This window comes from Catellatospora sp. NPDC049111, from assembly GCF_040648615.1.
In the GTDB taxonomy this organism is placed as follows: domain Bacteria; phylum Actinomycetota; class Actinomycetes; order Mycobacteriales; family Micromonosporaceae; genus Catellatospora; species Catellatospora aurea.
The window spans coordinates 1-14,402 of the sequence record NZ_JBEZEB010000029.1 but is presented as its reverse complement, the minus strand read 5'-3'; the positions used below and the strand labels follow the sequence as shown (position 1 = coordinate 14,402).

The 14,402-nt window shown below is 72.2% G+C and carries 15 protein-coding genes; 8 read left to right on the top strand and 7 right to left on the bottom strand.

Annotation, left to right across the window (positions count from 1 at the left end; genetic code table 11):
• Positions 1-27 precede the first annotated feature (27 nt).
• Positions 28-639, bottom strand: coding sequence for a PadR family transcriptional regulator (locus AB0B66_RS30000; protein ID WP_360536228.1), 612 nt, complete (start codon positions 637-639; stop codon positions 28-30).
• Between the two features lie 55 nt (positions 640-694).
• Between AB0B66_RS30000 and AB0B66_RS29995 the strand changes: the two genes are divergently transcribed.
• Positions 695-1,570, top strand: coding sequence for a PHB depolymerase family esterase (locus AB0B66_RS29995; protein WP_360536226.1), 876 nt, complete (start codon positions 695-697; stop codon positions 1,568-1,570).
• A 28-nt stretch (positions 1,571-1,598) separates the two neighbouring features.
• On the opposite strand, the gene AB0B66_RS29990 is transcribed toward AB0B66_RS29995, so the two are convergent.
• Complete coding sequence (locus AB0B66_RS29990; protein WP_360536224.1) at positions 1,599-2,114, bottom strand: SMI1/KNR4 family protein; 516 nt, start codon at positions 2,112-2,114, stop codon at positions 1,599-1,601.
• 143 nt (positions 2,115-2,257) lie between these two features.
• Between AB0B66_RS29990 and AB0B66_RS29985 the strand changes: the two genes are divergently transcribed.
• The 3 genes from AB0B66_RS29985 to AB0B66_RS29975 all read left to right on the top strand — a co-directional run bounded on the left by AB0B66_RS29985 (position 2,258) and on the right by AB0B66_RS29975 (position 3,756).
• Positions 2,258-3,022: a hypothetical protein gene (locus AB0B66_RS29985; RefSeq protein ID WP_360536222.1), complete on the top strand. Its 765-nt coding sequence runs from the start codon at positions 2,258-2,260 to the stop codon at positions 3,020-3,022.
• 112 nt (positions 3,023-3,134) lie between these two features.
• Positions 3,135-3,473 (top strand): peptidyl-tRNA hydrolase, encoded by a 339-nt coding sequence (locus tag AB0B66_RS29980; RefSeq protein WP_360536220.1) that lies wholly within the window; start codon positions 3,135-3,137, stop codon positions 3,471-3,473.
• Positions 3,454-3,756, top strand: a complete 303-nt coding sequence (locus AB0B66_RS29975) for a hypothetical protein (RefSeq protein ID WP_360536218.1) — start codon at positions 3,454-3,456, stop codon at positions 3,754-3,756. Before AB0B66_RS29980 ends, AB0B66_RS29975 begins: the two co-directional genes overlap by 20 nt.
• A 196-nt stretch (positions 3,757-3,952) precedes the next feature.
• Here the strand turns inward: AB0B66_RS29975 and AB0B66_RS29970 are convergent, their stop codons facing one another.
• From AB0B66_RS29970 to AB0B66_RS29960, 3 genes are all read right to left on the bottom strand, one after another.
• Positions 3,953-5,143, bottom strand: a complete 1,191-nt coding sequence (locus AB0B66_RS29970) for a hypothetical protein (RefSeq protein ID WP_360536216.1) — start codon at positions 5,141-5,143, stop codon at positions 3,953-3,955.
• Between the two features lie 162 nt (positions 5,144-5,305).
• Positions 5,306-6,085: an ABC transporter permease gene (locus AB0B66_RS29965; RefSeq protein WP_360536214.1), complete on the bottom strand. Its 780-nt coding sequence runs from the start codon at positions 6,083-6,085 to the stop codon at positions 5,306-5,308.
• Entirely contained in the window at positions 6,082-6,984 is a 903-nt protein-coding gene (locus AB0B66_RS29960) for an ATP-binding cassette domain-containing protein (RefSeq protein WP_360536212.1), read from the bottom strand. Before AB0B66_RS29960 ends, AB0B66_RS29965 begins: the two co-directional genes overlap by 4 nt.
• Before the next feature lie 133 nt (positions 6,985-7,117).
• Here AB0B66_RS29960 and AB0B66_RS29955 point away from each other — a divergent pair, with 133 nt between their 5' ends.
• Both AB0B66_RS29955 and AB0B66_RS29950 read left to right on the top strand, forming a co-directional pair.
• Entirely contained in the window at positions 7,118-8,353 is a 1,236-nt protein-coding gene (locus AB0B66_RS29955; RefSeq protein ID WP_360536210.1) for a histidine kinase, read from the top strand.
• Positions 8,332-9,003 carry a response regulator transcription factor gene (locus AB0B66_RS29950; protein ID WP_360536208.1) on the top strand — a complete coding sequence of 224 codons (672 nt, stop codon included), beginning with the start codon at positions 8,332-8,334 and terminating at the stop codon, positions 9,001-9,003. Before AB0B66_RS29955 ends, AB0B66_RS29950 begins: the two co-directional genes overlap by 22 nt.
• A 6-nt stretch (positions 9,004-9,009) precedes the next feature.
• Here AB0B66_RS29950 and AB0B66_RS29945 read toward each other — a convergent pair whose 3' ends face one another.
• Positions 9,010-9,438, bottom strand: a complete 429-nt coding sequence (locus AB0B66_RS29945; protein ID WP_360536206.1) for an ATP-binding protein — start codon at positions 9,436-9,438, stop codon at positions 9,010-9,012.
• Positions 9,435-10,295, bottom strand: a complete 861-nt coding sequence (locus AB0B66_RS29940) for an MEDS domain-containing protein (RefSeq protein ID WP_360536204.1) — start codon at positions 10,293-10,295, stop codon at positions 9,435-9,437. Before AB0B66_RS29940 ends, AB0B66_RS29945 begins: the two co-directional genes overlap by 4 nt.
• A gap of 479 nt (positions 10,296-10,774) precedes the next feature.
• Between AB0B66_RS29940 and AB0B66_RS29935 the strand changes: the two genes are divergently transcribed.
• Together AB0B66_RS29935 and AB0B66_RS29930 are read left to right on the top strand one after the other, a co-directional pair.
• Positions 10,775-13,405, top strand: a complete 2,631-nt coding sequence (locus tag AB0B66_RS29935; RefSeq protein ID WP_360536202.1) for a discoidin domain-containing protein — start codon at positions 10,775-10,777, stop codon at positions 13,403-13,405.
• A 307-nt stretch (positions 13,406-13,712) separates the two neighbouring features.
• Positions 13,713-14,240: a diguanylate cyclase gene (locus AB0B66_RS29930; protein ID WP_360536200.1), complete on the top strand. Its 528-nt coding sequence runs from the start codon at positions 13,713-13,715 to the stop codon at positions 14,238-14,240.
• Positions 14,241-14,402 lie beyond the last annotated feature (162 nt).

Below are 14,402 nucleotides of genomic sequence, written 5' to 3'. Positions count from 1 at the left end.
GGCGCGTTTTCCCAGGTGGTGCGCCCGTCAATCGCCGGTGGTGTCCCGGTAGGGCGCGGGTCGGCCGGTACGCAGACAGGCGGCCAGCCAGTGGGCCCAGCGGTGCACGGCGCGCTGCGACTCGATGCCCATCAGCAGCACGGCGTAGTTGCCGAACCGGGGATGGGCCGGATCGTCCTGGCCCGCGGCGCGCATGCGTTCGGCGTCCTGCTCATACTCGGCGAGCAGGCGGGTGGAGCGCTCGGCGAGGTCGGTGTAGAGGGCGGCCATGGCGGCGGGGTCGGCGCTGGTGGCGGCGTACGCCTTCAGGGTGATCTCGCTGCGCGGCTGGGCCGTCGGCGGGATGACGAGCCAGGAGCGCAGGGCGGCCAGCCCGGACGGGGTGATGGCGTAGGTCTTCTTGGCCCGCGGGCCCGGTCCGGCCTGCTCGACGGATGCGACCCAGCCTGCTGAGGAAAGGCGCGCCAGTTCGGGGTAGATCTGGCTGTGCCGGGCGGTCCAGAAGTGCCCGATCGGGGCTTTGACCTGCTGCGTCAGCTGGTAGCCGGTGGCCGGGCCGCGGGTGAGCAGGGACAGCAGCGCATAGCCCAGCGTCGAGCCGGCCATCGATGCCGAATCGTCACCGTCTGCGGCCGCCATGCGGTCTCCTCACTATGTAACTTCTGACATGTCAACTCTGACATAGGGGGTACTCGTGAAACGCGTCTTCGCCCTGCTCGGCATCGCCACCGTACTCACCGCCTGCAGCCCTGCCGCGCCGACGCCACCGGCGGCGAGCCCGAGCCCGGTCATCAGCCTGCCGCCGGACCAGCCCGGCCCCGGCGACCACTCCCTCGCGATCGTGCACGCCGGTGTGAAGCGCGACTACACGCTGCACGCGCCACCCGGCTATCGGCCGGGCACGCCGTCACCACTGGTACTGGTCCTGCACGGCCAGCCGGGCAACAGTGCGGGCGCGGCCGGGCAGAGCGGCATGAACCCGCTCGCGGACAAGGGCGGCTTCCTGGTCGCCTACCCGCAGGGCCTGGGCGGCCGGTGGGACTCCGGCACCGCGGGTGATCCCGCCAGCGGCGACGTCGGATTCGTCGCCGCTCTTGTGGACAATCTCGCGTCCACCTGGGGCGCGGACCGCAAGCGGACCTACGTCGCGGGGTTCTCCGCCGGGGCCGCGTTCAGCTACCGGCTGGCCCGGGAGCTGCCGGGGCGCTTCGCCGCGATCGCGCCGGTCAGCGGGCGGATGGACACCGTCGCCGCCTGGACCACACCGCTCGGCACCGGCAACCCGGTGTCGGTGGTGACGTTCCAGGGTGGACAGGACATGCTCTCACCGGCATGGGGCACCACCAACGAATCGTGGCGGGAGGCGGCGCAGTGTGCCGCGCCGGTCGTCACCCCGATCGCCAACGCCCGCGGGCGCGCCGAGCGCAGGGTGTCCACCTGCGCCAACGGCGGCGAGCACGTGGTGTACGCGCTGCCGACCATGACCCATGAATGGCCGAACGCCCGCGAGCACCCCGTGGACGCCAGCACCCTGATCGCCGACTACTTCGCCAAGCACAGCCTGCCCTGACGCGCCATGCGAGCCGGCGGCCCGCTGGTCAGTCCAGCGGTTCGCCGTCCTCGAAGAAGGGGCCGTTCACGGTTTCCTCGACGAGCTCTTCCAGGGCGGCCAGGATGGGACCGGTTTCGGAGAGGATGGCCTCGACCGAGCGCGGCTCGCCGTGGGCGAGCGCGATGAGCTCGGGGATCGGCTCCGGCGTACGGTCCTGGTCGTCGACCGCCTCCAGGGGGCCGACGCCGTTGGCCAGCAGCCACAGGTAGTCGGCGAGGTCCTTGGCGATCACGGCCAGCTGGCCTTCGGAGCCGAGGAACACCACCGGCTGGGTCTCGATCGCCGCCTCCGGGTCGCGCAGCCAGATGCCCGCCTGACCGCCCGAGCCGTCCTGGCCGAAGAAACGGAAGGGCGGCACGCCGGCGTCCTCGTTGCCGGTCCAGGCCGTCCACCAGTCCGTGATCTCCTCCGACGATGCGAACTCGTCGAGCGCCTGGAAGTCATGGCCCTCATGGTCGTTGGCGAAGGGCGCCTTGAGCGCAGCGGCCAGCAGTGCCGGCATCTCCCGTAAGAACACAGCGGGCAGCTTAAGGCCCTACTCCGCTGGATCGCAGGACGCCCGTCGGCGGTACCGCGTCGGGATCGTGCGCGACTGCCCGCATCCCGGTGGTCACGAGCCGGGCCGGAGACGGCATGATGGCCGCCGTGACCGAGGAAGATCCCATTGCTGACCTGATCGTGGAGACGTGGGGTGGCTGCACGCTGCCCGTCGGGCCGTTGGGCGGCCGCGGCGGAACCGCATTCCTCTACAACGAACTCGTGGAGTCGACCCCGGACGAGGACCGGGTCCGCGAATGGCTGCTGACCGCGGACGTGCTGACGCGCAGCGAGGTCGGCGAGGTCCGGCTGCGGCCCGAACTGATCCAGCCCGCCGGGGCTGCAGCCGACCACCTGGCCGTGCTCGAGTTCGAGCAGGGCTGGTCACGGGCCGCGAAGGTGGCGTTGATGCGCTCGACGCTGCTTCATGAGCACGCCGAGCGCAAGGGCTGGAGTTGGTCCACGCAGCAGGTGACCGACGGTGTCGCCGCCCGCTCCGAGCACCTGCGGGGCCTGGGCGGCGAGCCACATACGGCGTACGCCCTGGGTCACGTCACCACGGAGCCGGGGACACCGGGGGAGCCGCGGCCGCTGGCCATCGCGACGTCGGGTGTCACCCGTGACCCGGACCGGGTCGTACGCTGGGCGGGTGCGCTGCCGGACGGGTTCACCGGCGCACCGGTCTTCATCGCGCAGCACCGTGCCGGGCGCGAGTTCGTGATGCTGTGCATCGGCCTGATCGCCGACGGCGACCGCAACCCGACCGTCGTCACCTTCGACACGATCCGCAAACTGATCGACCGGCAAGGCGCTGGCCCCACCCTGGGACTGCGCGACCGCCTCGCAGGTCTGCTGCGCCGCAAGGACGTGTGACCGTCGTGGTCGGATCCGGTGCGAACAGGCGGGTTCGGCCACGGGGTGGCGGGAGTTGACGGCATGGGCTATCTTTCGTGCCATGCCGCACCGCTAGGTTTCCCGCCTCTACGTGGTCACCCGGTCCGACCTTCCCGTCGGCACCCAGGCCTGCCAGGCGACCCATGCCGCGCTCGACTTCGCGCTGGCCCACCCTGACGTCGTCGCAGGCTGGCAACATTCGTCCAACGTGCTCGTGCTGCTCGCCGTGCCCGACGAACCGTCGCTGCACCGCCTGGCCGACCGTGTCGCCACGGACGGCCTGCGCGCCGTCGCCTTCCGCGAACCCGATCTCGACGGCGGCCTGACCGCCGTCGCGCTGGAGCCGGTTGCCTGGCGGCACGTCTCCCGCCTCCCTCTCGCTCTGCGCACGCGAGAGGAGGTGAATGGAGATGACCGAAAACACGGGTAAGGACCTCTACGCCCGCTACGCCGAGGCGGCCGAGGAGCGCGACGCGCTGCGCTCGCAGCTCGAACGGCAGGGCCTGCCGCAGGTCACGCGGTGGCTGCAGCGCAAGGTGTGGCGGCAGGCACGTGCTCTGGACGTGCTCAACCGTCGCGTCGCGACGCAGCGGTTCGTGCTGCGCACGCTGGACGGGCTCGGCCGATCGCTGACGGCTGAAGAGTTGCGGGCCGCCAGGGCGACGATCGCGGACGAGCAGTTGCGGAACCGGATCGAAGACCCGGTCGGCTGAACGGAGATCATTTCGGTACGCTGACGGATTCGACGGGGGTCAGCGTCCCGTGCGGTCCACGGGGACGGGCGCACGCCCGCCCCCGTGCGCACACGCTCCAGTAGCTCAACGGCAGAGCGGCCGCCTCTAAAGCGGACGGTAGCGGGTTCGACTCCCGCCTGGAGCACCGGAGCAGACGACCGCCTTGTCAGCGGTCCTAGCCCTCGACGATCTCCGCCCGGCGTACGTGGCTGAGCTTCGGGGTGACCTCCAGCCGCAGCCACTGGTCCTTGCGCAACTGGTGGTAGAGCGGAGCGCCGATCTCGTAGCGCACGGCGACGTCGGAGCCGTCGTCGACCGCCACGCGGTAGGTCGTGTTCTCCTCGGCTTTGTCCGACTCCAGCCAGATCACCGGTCCGGCGACGACCCGAGCCGGGCGGACGACGTCGTACAGGCCGCGGCAGCCGGTCAGCGCCAGCCCGGCGACGGCGAGGATCCACAGCACCCAGCCTGCCGCGAGCAGCAGCACCTGCCAGAGGTCGGCCGCCTCGCCGATGTCGAGGTCGGCCGAGAACATGCCCAGCAGGTACAGCCAGATCCCGAAGAACACGGCGGACGGGATCAGCGACAGCAGCGCCGCCCACGGCGACCAGCCGAACGTGAGACCGCGCCCGTCGACGACCGCGACCCGCCGCCACGTCCCGCCGCGCCGCGACCACACGAACGCCTGCTTGCCGTAGGCGAAAGGCGACGCGCCCAGCCAGGGCAGGCGCGCCCCGGCGGCCACGGCGTACGGGAGCCGCGGGTCCCCGGGTCCGATGCCGGGTTCGGTGCGCAGCCGCGCGTACCGGGCCGAGAGCTCGGTTCCCCGGCCGTGCGGGACCATCCGCTTCAGCGTCCGCAGCGCCAGCGAGACCAGGCTCGCGGCGAGCACCATGCCGATGGCGAGCTGGGGGCGGCCGGCCTGCCACACCGCGGCGACCGCGCCGACCCACAGGACCGTGAACACGATCCAGAGCACGGCCCGCACGCCCAGCGGAGCCCGTGGGCGTGCCAGCCCGCGCGCGGTCGCGGCTTCGGCGAGCAGGTCGGTGAACCGCTGGTGCCACTGCTGGGACTGCTCGGGGGAGCCGAGGTCGATCGCGCCGAGCGGGATCGGCCCGGCGCCGCCGGGAACCCTGGCGACGACAGCGTCGAGGACGTGCTGCTCGAACGGGGCCAGCCCGGCGGGAGCGGGCCGTGCCGCCTGGACCGTCCCGGCGGTCGCGTCCGTCACCAGGACGCCCCGGGCGACCAGGTCGAGCATCGTCGCGTACGCCCCGGCGTCCGCGACCCGGCGTGGCGGTTGCACCAGCAGGGCGGCCAGGGCGGGGCGTTCGGCGGTCAGGTCCGTGGGGGAGTGGGCCATGCGGCGAAGGTAGCCAGCGCCGTCCACACGAGAGTGGACGGCAGACGGACGCCTGGTGTCCAAAGGCTTGCGGCAGCCGACCTTGGGCCGTCTCCCGTCGCCACGAAGTCGAGACGAGCCGCGCGGCGATGCGGCGCGGCACGTCTCGGCGGGTGCGCGGGACTACTTGACCTCGCGCCGGTGCACCCGGATCAGGCCCAGCACCAGCGGGACCACGATCCAGACCGCGACCGAGGTGCCCAGCCGGGCCCAGTCCCGGCCGGTCATCACCGGCTCCAGGAGCAGGCCCGAGGTGACCGACAGGTCGAGCCACTCGGCGGGCCGGTGCAACGGCACCACCATCTCGCCGAGGATGCTCCACGCTATCGGCAGCACGAAGTACAGCACGATCGCCAGGGCCGAGTTGAGCAGCAGCATGCCGAACGCGACCCCGAGCAGCACGTTGACGACCAGGAACAGGCCCGCCTTGCCCAGGGCGGCGGCGGACAGGTGCCACGGGTCGGGGCCGCCCGCGAACGGCAGCGCCGCGGCGGTCGCGGCCAGGCATGCCGCGTACGCGAGCACGGCCAGCGCGAGCGCCGCGAGCACCTTCGCGGTGGCGACCCGCATCCGCCGCGGCACCAGCGCGTACGTCGTGAGCGTGGTGCGCTGGGACCATTCGCTGGTGACCGACAGCACGCCGAGCACGGGCAGCAGCACGGCCGCGGGCAGCACGGTCGGGCCGAGCAGGCCGCCGAAGTCGAACTCGGGGGCGTCGGAGGTCAGCGACAGCACGGTGACGACGACGGCGGCGAGCAGGCCGACGACGGCCAGCAGCCACGCGCCGGACCGGGTGTCGGCCATCTTGCGCAGCTCGACCGCGGTCAGCCGCCACAGCGGCACGGGGGAGTGGGATGGCGCCGCGACGGCGGCGGTGTCGCGGGCGGGGGCGAGGACGGTCATCGGGCGGTCCCTTCAGTGGTCGTGGTGCCGTTGGTGAGGCTGAGGAACATCTCCTCCAGTCCGCGGGCGCGGCCGGGCTGCAGTTCCAGCAGCACCACGCCCGCGGTCGCGGCGGCCCGGCCGACGGCTTCGGCGGTGGCGTCGACGAGCAGCGCGCCGCCGTCGGCGGGGGAGGCGGCCAGCCCGGCCGCCGTGAGGGCGCTGTGCAGCGCGGCGGGGTCCAGGGCGCGTACCCGCATTCCGGTGCTGGACAGCAGTTCGTCCTTGGCGCCCCGGGCGACGACCCGCCCGTTGCCGATCATGACGAGCCGGTCGGCGACCGCTTCGACCTCGCGCAGCAGGTGCGAGGAGAGCAGCACGGTGCCGCCGCGGTCGGCGAAGTCGCGCAGCAGGCCGCGCATCCAGTAGATGCCCTCGGGGTCCAGGCCGTTGGCGGGCTCGTCGAGGATCAGCGCCCGCGGATCGCCGAGCAGGGCCTGGGCCAGGCCGAGGCGCTGGCGCATGCCGAGGGAGTAGTCGCCGACGCGTTTGCGGGCCGCAGCGGCGGGAAGGTCGACCCGCGCCAGCAGCTCGCCGACCCGGCTGGTGGGCACCCGCAGCAGGTGCGCGGCCAGGGTGAGCGTCTCGCGGCCGGTGCGGCCGGGGTGCTGGGCGGAGGCGTCGAGCAGGATGCCGACCTCCCGGCCGGGGTTCGGCAGCTGCCGGTAGGGGCGGCCGGCGACGGTGGCGTGGCCGCCGGTCGGCGGGGTGAGCCCGCAGATCATCCGCATGGTGGTGGACTTGCCGGCCCCGTTCGGGCCGAGGAAGCCGGTGACGGTGCCGGGCGTGCAGTGGAACGACACGTCGTCGACGGCCGTCTGCGCGCCGTAGCGCTTGGTGAGATGCGCGACTTCGATCATGTCTGCCAGCGTCGCGGGCGCGGGCCCTGTCCCGCAGCGGCCGCAGGGCGACGTTCGCCGACCAAGGTCTGCGGCAGGCGTAGACCAAAGTCGGTACCCGCCCGATCAGGCCGCCCGTACCCTGGAATCCACCATGACGAGCACCGCCGCCCCCGCCCACTCCCCGCGACTGCTGCGCCAGCTGCTGCCCGGCGACCTGCAGCCGGACGGGGCCGGGCGGCGGCGCACGGCCCGGGACTGGGCGGTCGACGTCGCCCTGTTCGTCGCCGCGGTGCTCATCGGGCTGAGCGTGTACGACCTGGAAGCCGCCGGGCGGCCGGTGCCGGAGCTGGTCCAGCTCGCCGACCTCGTCGCCGGGGTGGTGCTGTGCGCGGCGCTGTTCTGGCGGCGGCGCTTCCCGCTGGCGCTGGCTGTGGCGACGGCGGTCGCGGGGGCGTTCTCGCCGCTGTCGGGTGGGGCGGCGATCATCGCCCTGCTGACGCTCGGCGCGCGGGGCAGACTGGGCGCGGTGCTGGCGGTCGGCGCGGCCCACGCGGTGCTGTCGCTGCAGTATCTGCGCCTGTACCCCGACCCGGAAATGTCCTACTGGCCGTCGGTGGCCTGGACCTGGCTGGTCCTCGCCGTGATCACCGGCTGGGCGCTGGTGGTCGGCGCACGCCGGCAGCTGGTGCACACGCTGCGGGATCGGGCGGTGCGCGCCGAGGCCGAGCAGGAGCTGCGCGTCGCGCAGGCCCGCCAGCTGGAGCGCACCCGCATCGCCCGGGAGATGCACGACGTGCTCGCGCACCGGATCTCGCTGCTCAGCCTGCACGCGGGCGCGCTGGAGTTCCGGCCCGACGCGTCCGCCGAGGAGGTCGCTCGCGCGGCGGGGGTGATCCGCGACAGCGCCCACCAGGCCCTGCAGGATCTGCGTGCGGTCATCGGGGTCCTCCGCGCGCCCGGCGAGCCCGATGGCGAGCCCGAACGCCCCCAGCCCACGCTGTCGGACCTGCCGGAGCTGGTCGCCGAGTCGGCGTCGGCCGGGATGCGGGTGCGGCTGACCCAGCGGCTGCCGGACCCGGTGGAGCTGCCCGCGCACGTGGCGCGCACCGCGTACCGGGTGGTCCAGGAGGGTCTGACCAACGCCCGCAAGCACGCGCCCGGCGCCGCGGTGCAGGTCGCCGTCGAGGGCGGGCCGGAGCAGGGCATCACGGTCGAGGTGCTCAGCCGCGCGCCGGTCGGGGTGTTGCCGGAGCGGGGCATCCCGGGGACCGGCACGGGTCTGGTCGGGCTCGCCGAGCGGGTGTCGCTGGCCGGTGGGCGGATCGAGCACGGGCGCACCCTGGCGGGCGATTTCCGGTTGTGGACGTGGCAGCCGTGGCCGGCGTGATCCGGCTGCTGATCGTCGACGACGATCCGCTGGTGCGCGCGGGCCTGTCGATGATGCTGGCCGGGCTGGACGACCTGCGGGTCGTCGGGGAGGCCGCGGACGGCACCGAGGTGCCCGCGGCGGTGGCCGCGCATGCGCCCGACATCGTGCTGATGGACATCCGCATGCCGCGCCTGGACGGGCTCGCCGCGACTGAACTGCTGCGCCGCCGGCCGGGCGCGCCGGACGTGGTCGTGCTGACCACGTTCGACGCCGACGAGCAGGTGCTGCGGGCGCTGCGGGCCGGGGCCAGCGGCTTCCTGCTCAAGGACACCCCGCCCGCGGAGCTGGTACGTGCCCTGCGCCGGGTCGCGGCGGGCGAGCCGATGCTGTCGCCGTCGGTGACCCGGCGGCTGATCGACCAGGTGACCGCGGGTCCCGGAGCCGCCCGCGCGGCGCACGCGCAGCAGCTGCTGAGCCGGTTGACCGAGCGGGAGCGGGAGGTCGCGGTCGCGATCGGGCAGGGCCTGTCGAACGCGGAGATCGGCGTACGCCTGCACATGAGTGTCGCCACGGTCAAGGCGTACGTGTCGCGCCTGCTGGCGAAGCTGGAGCTGAACAACCGGGTGCAGGTCGCGCTGCTGGCCCACGACTCGGGGCCGGAGCGGTGACCCGGATCAGAGCCGGATTTTGACGGTGATGCTGGTGCCGGGGTCCTGGACCGCGATCGTCATCTCGTCGGTGAACTGGCGGACCACCCACAGCCCGCGTCCGCCCTCGGTGCTCAGCGGCACCTGGCTCATGCCCGCGCTGGCCGTGTCGGCGATGCCCGGACCGTCGTCGCTGACCTGGCAGACGATCGAGCCGTCGTGGCGCCACAGGCGCAACCGGCCCTTGCCGCCGCCGTGCCGGATGGCGTTGGTGGCCAGTTCCGTGGCCACCACCAGCAGCCTGCCCAGCCCCGGTTCGGCCAGCCCGAGTTCGCCGGCGTGCGCGGCGACGGCCGCGCGCAGCGTGTACAGGTCGTCGGCGACGAAGACGGTGTCCAGCCCGGTCGGCTCCGCCACCGCGGGCGAAGGGTCCTGGAACTGGTCGGCGCCCGTCATGACTGCCTCTGCAGCGCGAGCTGCGGAACGTGTTCGGCCGCGACGGCGTCGAGCACCACGGCCACCGCGGACGGACAGGAGACGATCATGCGCCGTCCGGCTGGCAGGGCCGCGGCGGCCTTGACGATGGCGGTGGCCGCCGTGACGTCGATGAACCGCAGCCTGCTCAGGTTCAGGTGGATGTTGTCGTCCAGCCGCAGCGCCTCGGTGAGCGCCTGCTGCAGGGGCTGCAGGTGGGTGTAGTCCATCTCGCCGGCGATGCGCACGCCGGGCGGGCGGTGCTGGCGGCAGATCCGCAGCAGCGGCGTGTCGTGGTAGGCCAGCGCCGCGACCGTCTTGTGGTGGGCGTCGGTGGCGAAGGCCAGCGTCACCGAGTCGAACGTCTCGCGGTCGTACTGGCAGATCGCGGTGAGCCGCCCGTCGGTGAACAGGCTCGCCGCCTGCTGCTCGAAGGCGACCAGCTGGTCGATCGCGATCGGGCTGCCCGCCCAGCACATGTCGGCGGCGACCCGCAGTCCAGGGATGCCGCGCCGGGCTGCCTGGTGGCGCTCCTGCGCGATCAGGGCGACCATGCGTTCGGCGGTCGCCCCGCCGTCCACGGCCGGGGCGTCCTGGCTGGCGTACAGGGTGAGCTGGCCGCGGCCGATGGCCGCCGCGGCGGCGACCTCGCGCATGGCCAGCTCCTGGGCCAGCTCGTCCGGGGTCAGGGCGTCGGTGAAGCAGATCACCCGCTGTCCGCGGTGCAGGCCGTCCGCGACGAACTCGGCGACCAGATCCAGCCGCTCATCCGGGTCGGTGAACGTCAGGCAGGCGTGATCACCCGGGTTGATCTCGTCAACGGTTACCGCATCCGCCATGGGGATCCTTTCCTCGGCGCGGCTGGCAAGCCGCCAGTACCCAGCGGCAACCGCGCCTAACCTGGGCGGCGTGCCCGTTCTGTCACGGACGCCACATCTTCCGCAACATGATCGGACATTCCCGCTGTGTACGCCAGCCAAGCAGGTTACGGCAGGTGCCCGTGGGGGCTGCCCGCGGCCGCCGGACGACCCGTCGTGGCGGCCCGGCGCGCCGCGGACGATCGTGGGCAATCGCTCTCCCATGATCGACAAATGCGGGCCATGCCAACTCGGCGGCCGGAATGCTGTACCCGGCAACAAAAGCGCTGCCTGGGCACCTTCTGAACAGATCTCTACGACACACCGTCGAAACACGCCCTTGACAGTCATCGAACAAACGACAACCCTCTGTTTCAGAGAGCGCTCTCTACCGTCCACCGACCGTCCTGATCGCACAGGCCGGCCGGACCCGTCCTCCAGGCCCCTAGCAGGGAGAAGAGATGCAATCCGTCCCCCGTCTGGCCGTATCCCGCGGCAGACCCCTGTACGCCCTCGTGCTCGCAACCGTGGGCGTACTCCTCATGGCCTACCTGGTCGTGATCGGCAGCAGCACGGCGAACGCCGCGGTGACCCTGCTCTCGCAGGGCAAGCCCGTCACCGCGTCGTCGGTGGAGAACGCGGGCACGCCCGCGACGGCCGCGGTCGACGGCAACAACGGCACCCGCTGGTCGAGCGCGGCCAGCGACCCGCAGTGGATCCAGGTCGACCTCGGTGACACCGCCACCCTCAGCCAGGTCATCCTGCGCTGGGAGGCGGCGTACGCCACCGCGTTCCAGATCCAGGCCTCGGCCAACGGCACGAGCTGGACCACGGTCTACAGCACGACCACCAGCACCGGCGGCGTGCAGACGATCAACGTGACCGGCTCCGGCCGCTACGTGCGGGTCTACGGCACCGCACGGGCCACCGGCTACGGCTACTCGCTGTGGGAGTTCCAGGTCTACGGCGAGATCGGCGGCGGCACCGGCTGCGGCACCGCGAACGTGGCCCAGGGCAAGACCGCCACCGCGTCCTCGGTCGAGAACGTCGGCACGCCGGCCTCCAACGCCGTCGACGGCAGCGGCACCACCCGCTGGTCCAGCGCGTTCGCCGACCCGCAGTGGCTGCAGATCGACCTCGGCGCGTCGACCCCGATCTGCCAGGTCATCCTGACCTGGGAAGGCGCCTACGCCACGGCATACCAGATCCAGGTGTCGAGCAACGCGACCAGCTGGACCACGGTCTGGAGCACCACCACCGGAACCGGCGGCACCGCCACCATCAGCGCGTCGGCCACGGCGCGTTACGTGCGCATCTACATGACCGCCCGCGCCACCGGGTGGGGCTACTCGCTGTGGGAGGTCGCCGTGCGCTCCGGCACTCCGACGTCGCCCAGCCCCAGCGTGTCGCCGTCGCCCAGCCCCAGCGGCGACCCGATCCAGGGCGGCGGCTCGCTCGGCCCGAACGTGAAGGTCTTCGACCCGTCCATGTCCGGGGCGACGATTCAGTCGCAGGTCGACGCCGTCTTCAACGAGATGGAGTCGAACCAGTTCGGCCTGCAGCGCTACGCGCTGGCGTTCAAGCCGGGCACCTACAGCGGGTTCAACGCCCAGATCGGCTTCTACACCTCGATCATGGGTCTCGGCCAGAACCCCGGTGACGTGCGCATCAACGGCGACGTGACCGTGGACGCCGGCTGGTTCCAGGGCAACGCCACGCAGAACTTCTGGCGCTCGGCGGAGAACCTGTCGGTCTACCCGTCGGCCGGGTTCACCCGGTGGGCCGTCTCGCAGGCCGCGCCGTTCCGGCGGATGGACATCCACGGCGACCTGAACCTCGCCCCGAACGGCTACGGCTGGGCCTCCGGCGGCTACATCGCCGACAGCCGCGTCTCCGGCGCGGTCGGGCCGTACTCGCAGCAGCAGTGGTACACCCGCGACAGCCAGATCGGCAGCTGGGTCAACGGCGTGTGGAACATGGTGTTCTCGGGCGTCATCGGCGCGCCGCCGACCGGCTTTCCGAACCCCGTCTACACCACGCTGGCCACCACCCCGCAGAGCCGGGAGAAGCCGTACCTGTACCTCGACGGCGGCGGCAACTACCGGGTCTTCGTCCCGTCGCTGCGCAACAACGCCAGCGGCACCACCTGGGCCGGCGGCTCCACCCCGGGCACCTCGCTCCCGCTGACCTCGTTCTACGTGGCCAAGCCGGGCGACACCGCGGCGCGCATCAACCAGGCACTGGCCCAGGGCCTGCACCTGCTGTTCACGCCGGGCATCTACCACATCAGCGGCACGATCAACGTCAACCGCGCCGACACCGTGGTGCTGGGTCTCGGCTACGCGACGATCATCCCGGACACCGGCGCCATCCCGATGTCCGTCGCCGACGTGGACGGCGTGAAGATCGCCGGCATCCTGTTCGACGCCGGTCCGGTCAACTCGCCGGTGCTGCTGCAGCTCGGCGCGACCGGCTCGTCGGCCAGCCACGCCGCCAACCCGACGTCGATCTCGGACGTGTTCTTCCGGATCGGCGGCGCGCACGCCGGCAAGGCCACCACCAGCCTGCTGGTCAACAGCAACAACGTCATCATCGACCACATATGGGCGTGGCGCGGCGACCACGGCGCGGGCATCGGCTGGACCGTCAACACGGCCGACTACGGCGTCATCGTCAACGGCAACAACGTGCTGGCGACAGGCCTGTTCGTCGAGCACTACCAGAAGTACAACGTGGTCTGGAACGGCCAGGGCGGCCGGACGATCTTCTTCCAGAACGAGCTGCCCTACGACCCGCCGAACCAGGCGGCCTACATGAACGGGTCGACCCGAGGCTACGCCGCGTACAAGGTGGCCGACACGGTGACCAGCCACGAGGCGTGGGGTCTGGGCGTCTACTGCTACTTCAACGTGGATCCGACGATCCACGCCGCGAGAGGCATCGAGACGCCGGTCAACGCCAACGTCAAGTTCCACAGCGTGTCCACGGTGTCGCTCGGCGGCAACGGTGTGATCGACAACGTCATCAACACCACCGGCGGACCCGCGCAGGGCACGGCCACCGTGCCGAGCACCGTCACCAACTTCCCGTGACCCGGTGGGTCGACAGGTAGGTGACTGATCGAAGGCCGACCCGGCCGCTGTGCCGGGTCGGCCTTCCGGCGTCCGGGCCGCGGCCGTGACCCACGGCACCCCCCGGCCGGGGCGGCGCGGGAACCGCACCGATGGACCTGGATGTTCGGCCAGGTCGTGACTACCTTCGGGAGGGGCTGTCCGGACACAGGGAGGTGACGGGTGACGGTCGCGGGGGACATCGGGACGTTGGCACGCCCTGCGCTGGTCGTGGACGCGGACACACCATGCGAGTCGCTCGGCGACGTTCCGCTCGCGTAGCGACCTGATGGCTGTGATCGTCGCCGACGGCGACCGGCTCGGCCTGATCATGCGCGGACGGTTCGACCAGGCCATGTCGGGGCCTTTCGGCTACGGTCGCCTGTTGTGGCGGAAACGCCCGGTTTCGGTCGCCGCCGACTGGAAGCCCCTGCGCCTGCCCGCCGCCACGACCGTCGCCGCCGCCTCGCACCTGCTGCGCACCCGCCCCGCCGAGCACCGCTACGACGACCTGGTCGTCGACCTCGACGCGCACCGGGTCGGCACCGTGTCCGCCGCGCACCTGTTCGACGCGCTCGCCACCCAGTTCGCCGACCGGGCCGTGCGCGACGACCTCACCGGGCTGGCCAACCGCTCGCACTTCCTCGACCTGCTCGCCGTCGCCGCCGCCTGCGCGGACGCCGGCGGCGACGGCGACCGGGTCGCCGTGGCGTTCGTCGACATCGACGGCATGAAGCGCATCAACGACTCGCACGGCCACCTGTCGTCAACGCCCAGGGTTACCACCTCGCCCACCCGATGCCGCTGGCCTCGCTGACGAAGTTGCTGTCGGGGGAGACCGCCGGACTCCCGCACAAGGCGCGCGGGCGAGCCTGAGCGCTGCCCGTTCGGCGGGGTGTGTCGGCGCGGGGGGGTGCTTGTAGGTATTATTGTGCAAAAATATAAAAAATTAAGAGGAGGTCCTCGGGCCGCACGCCCG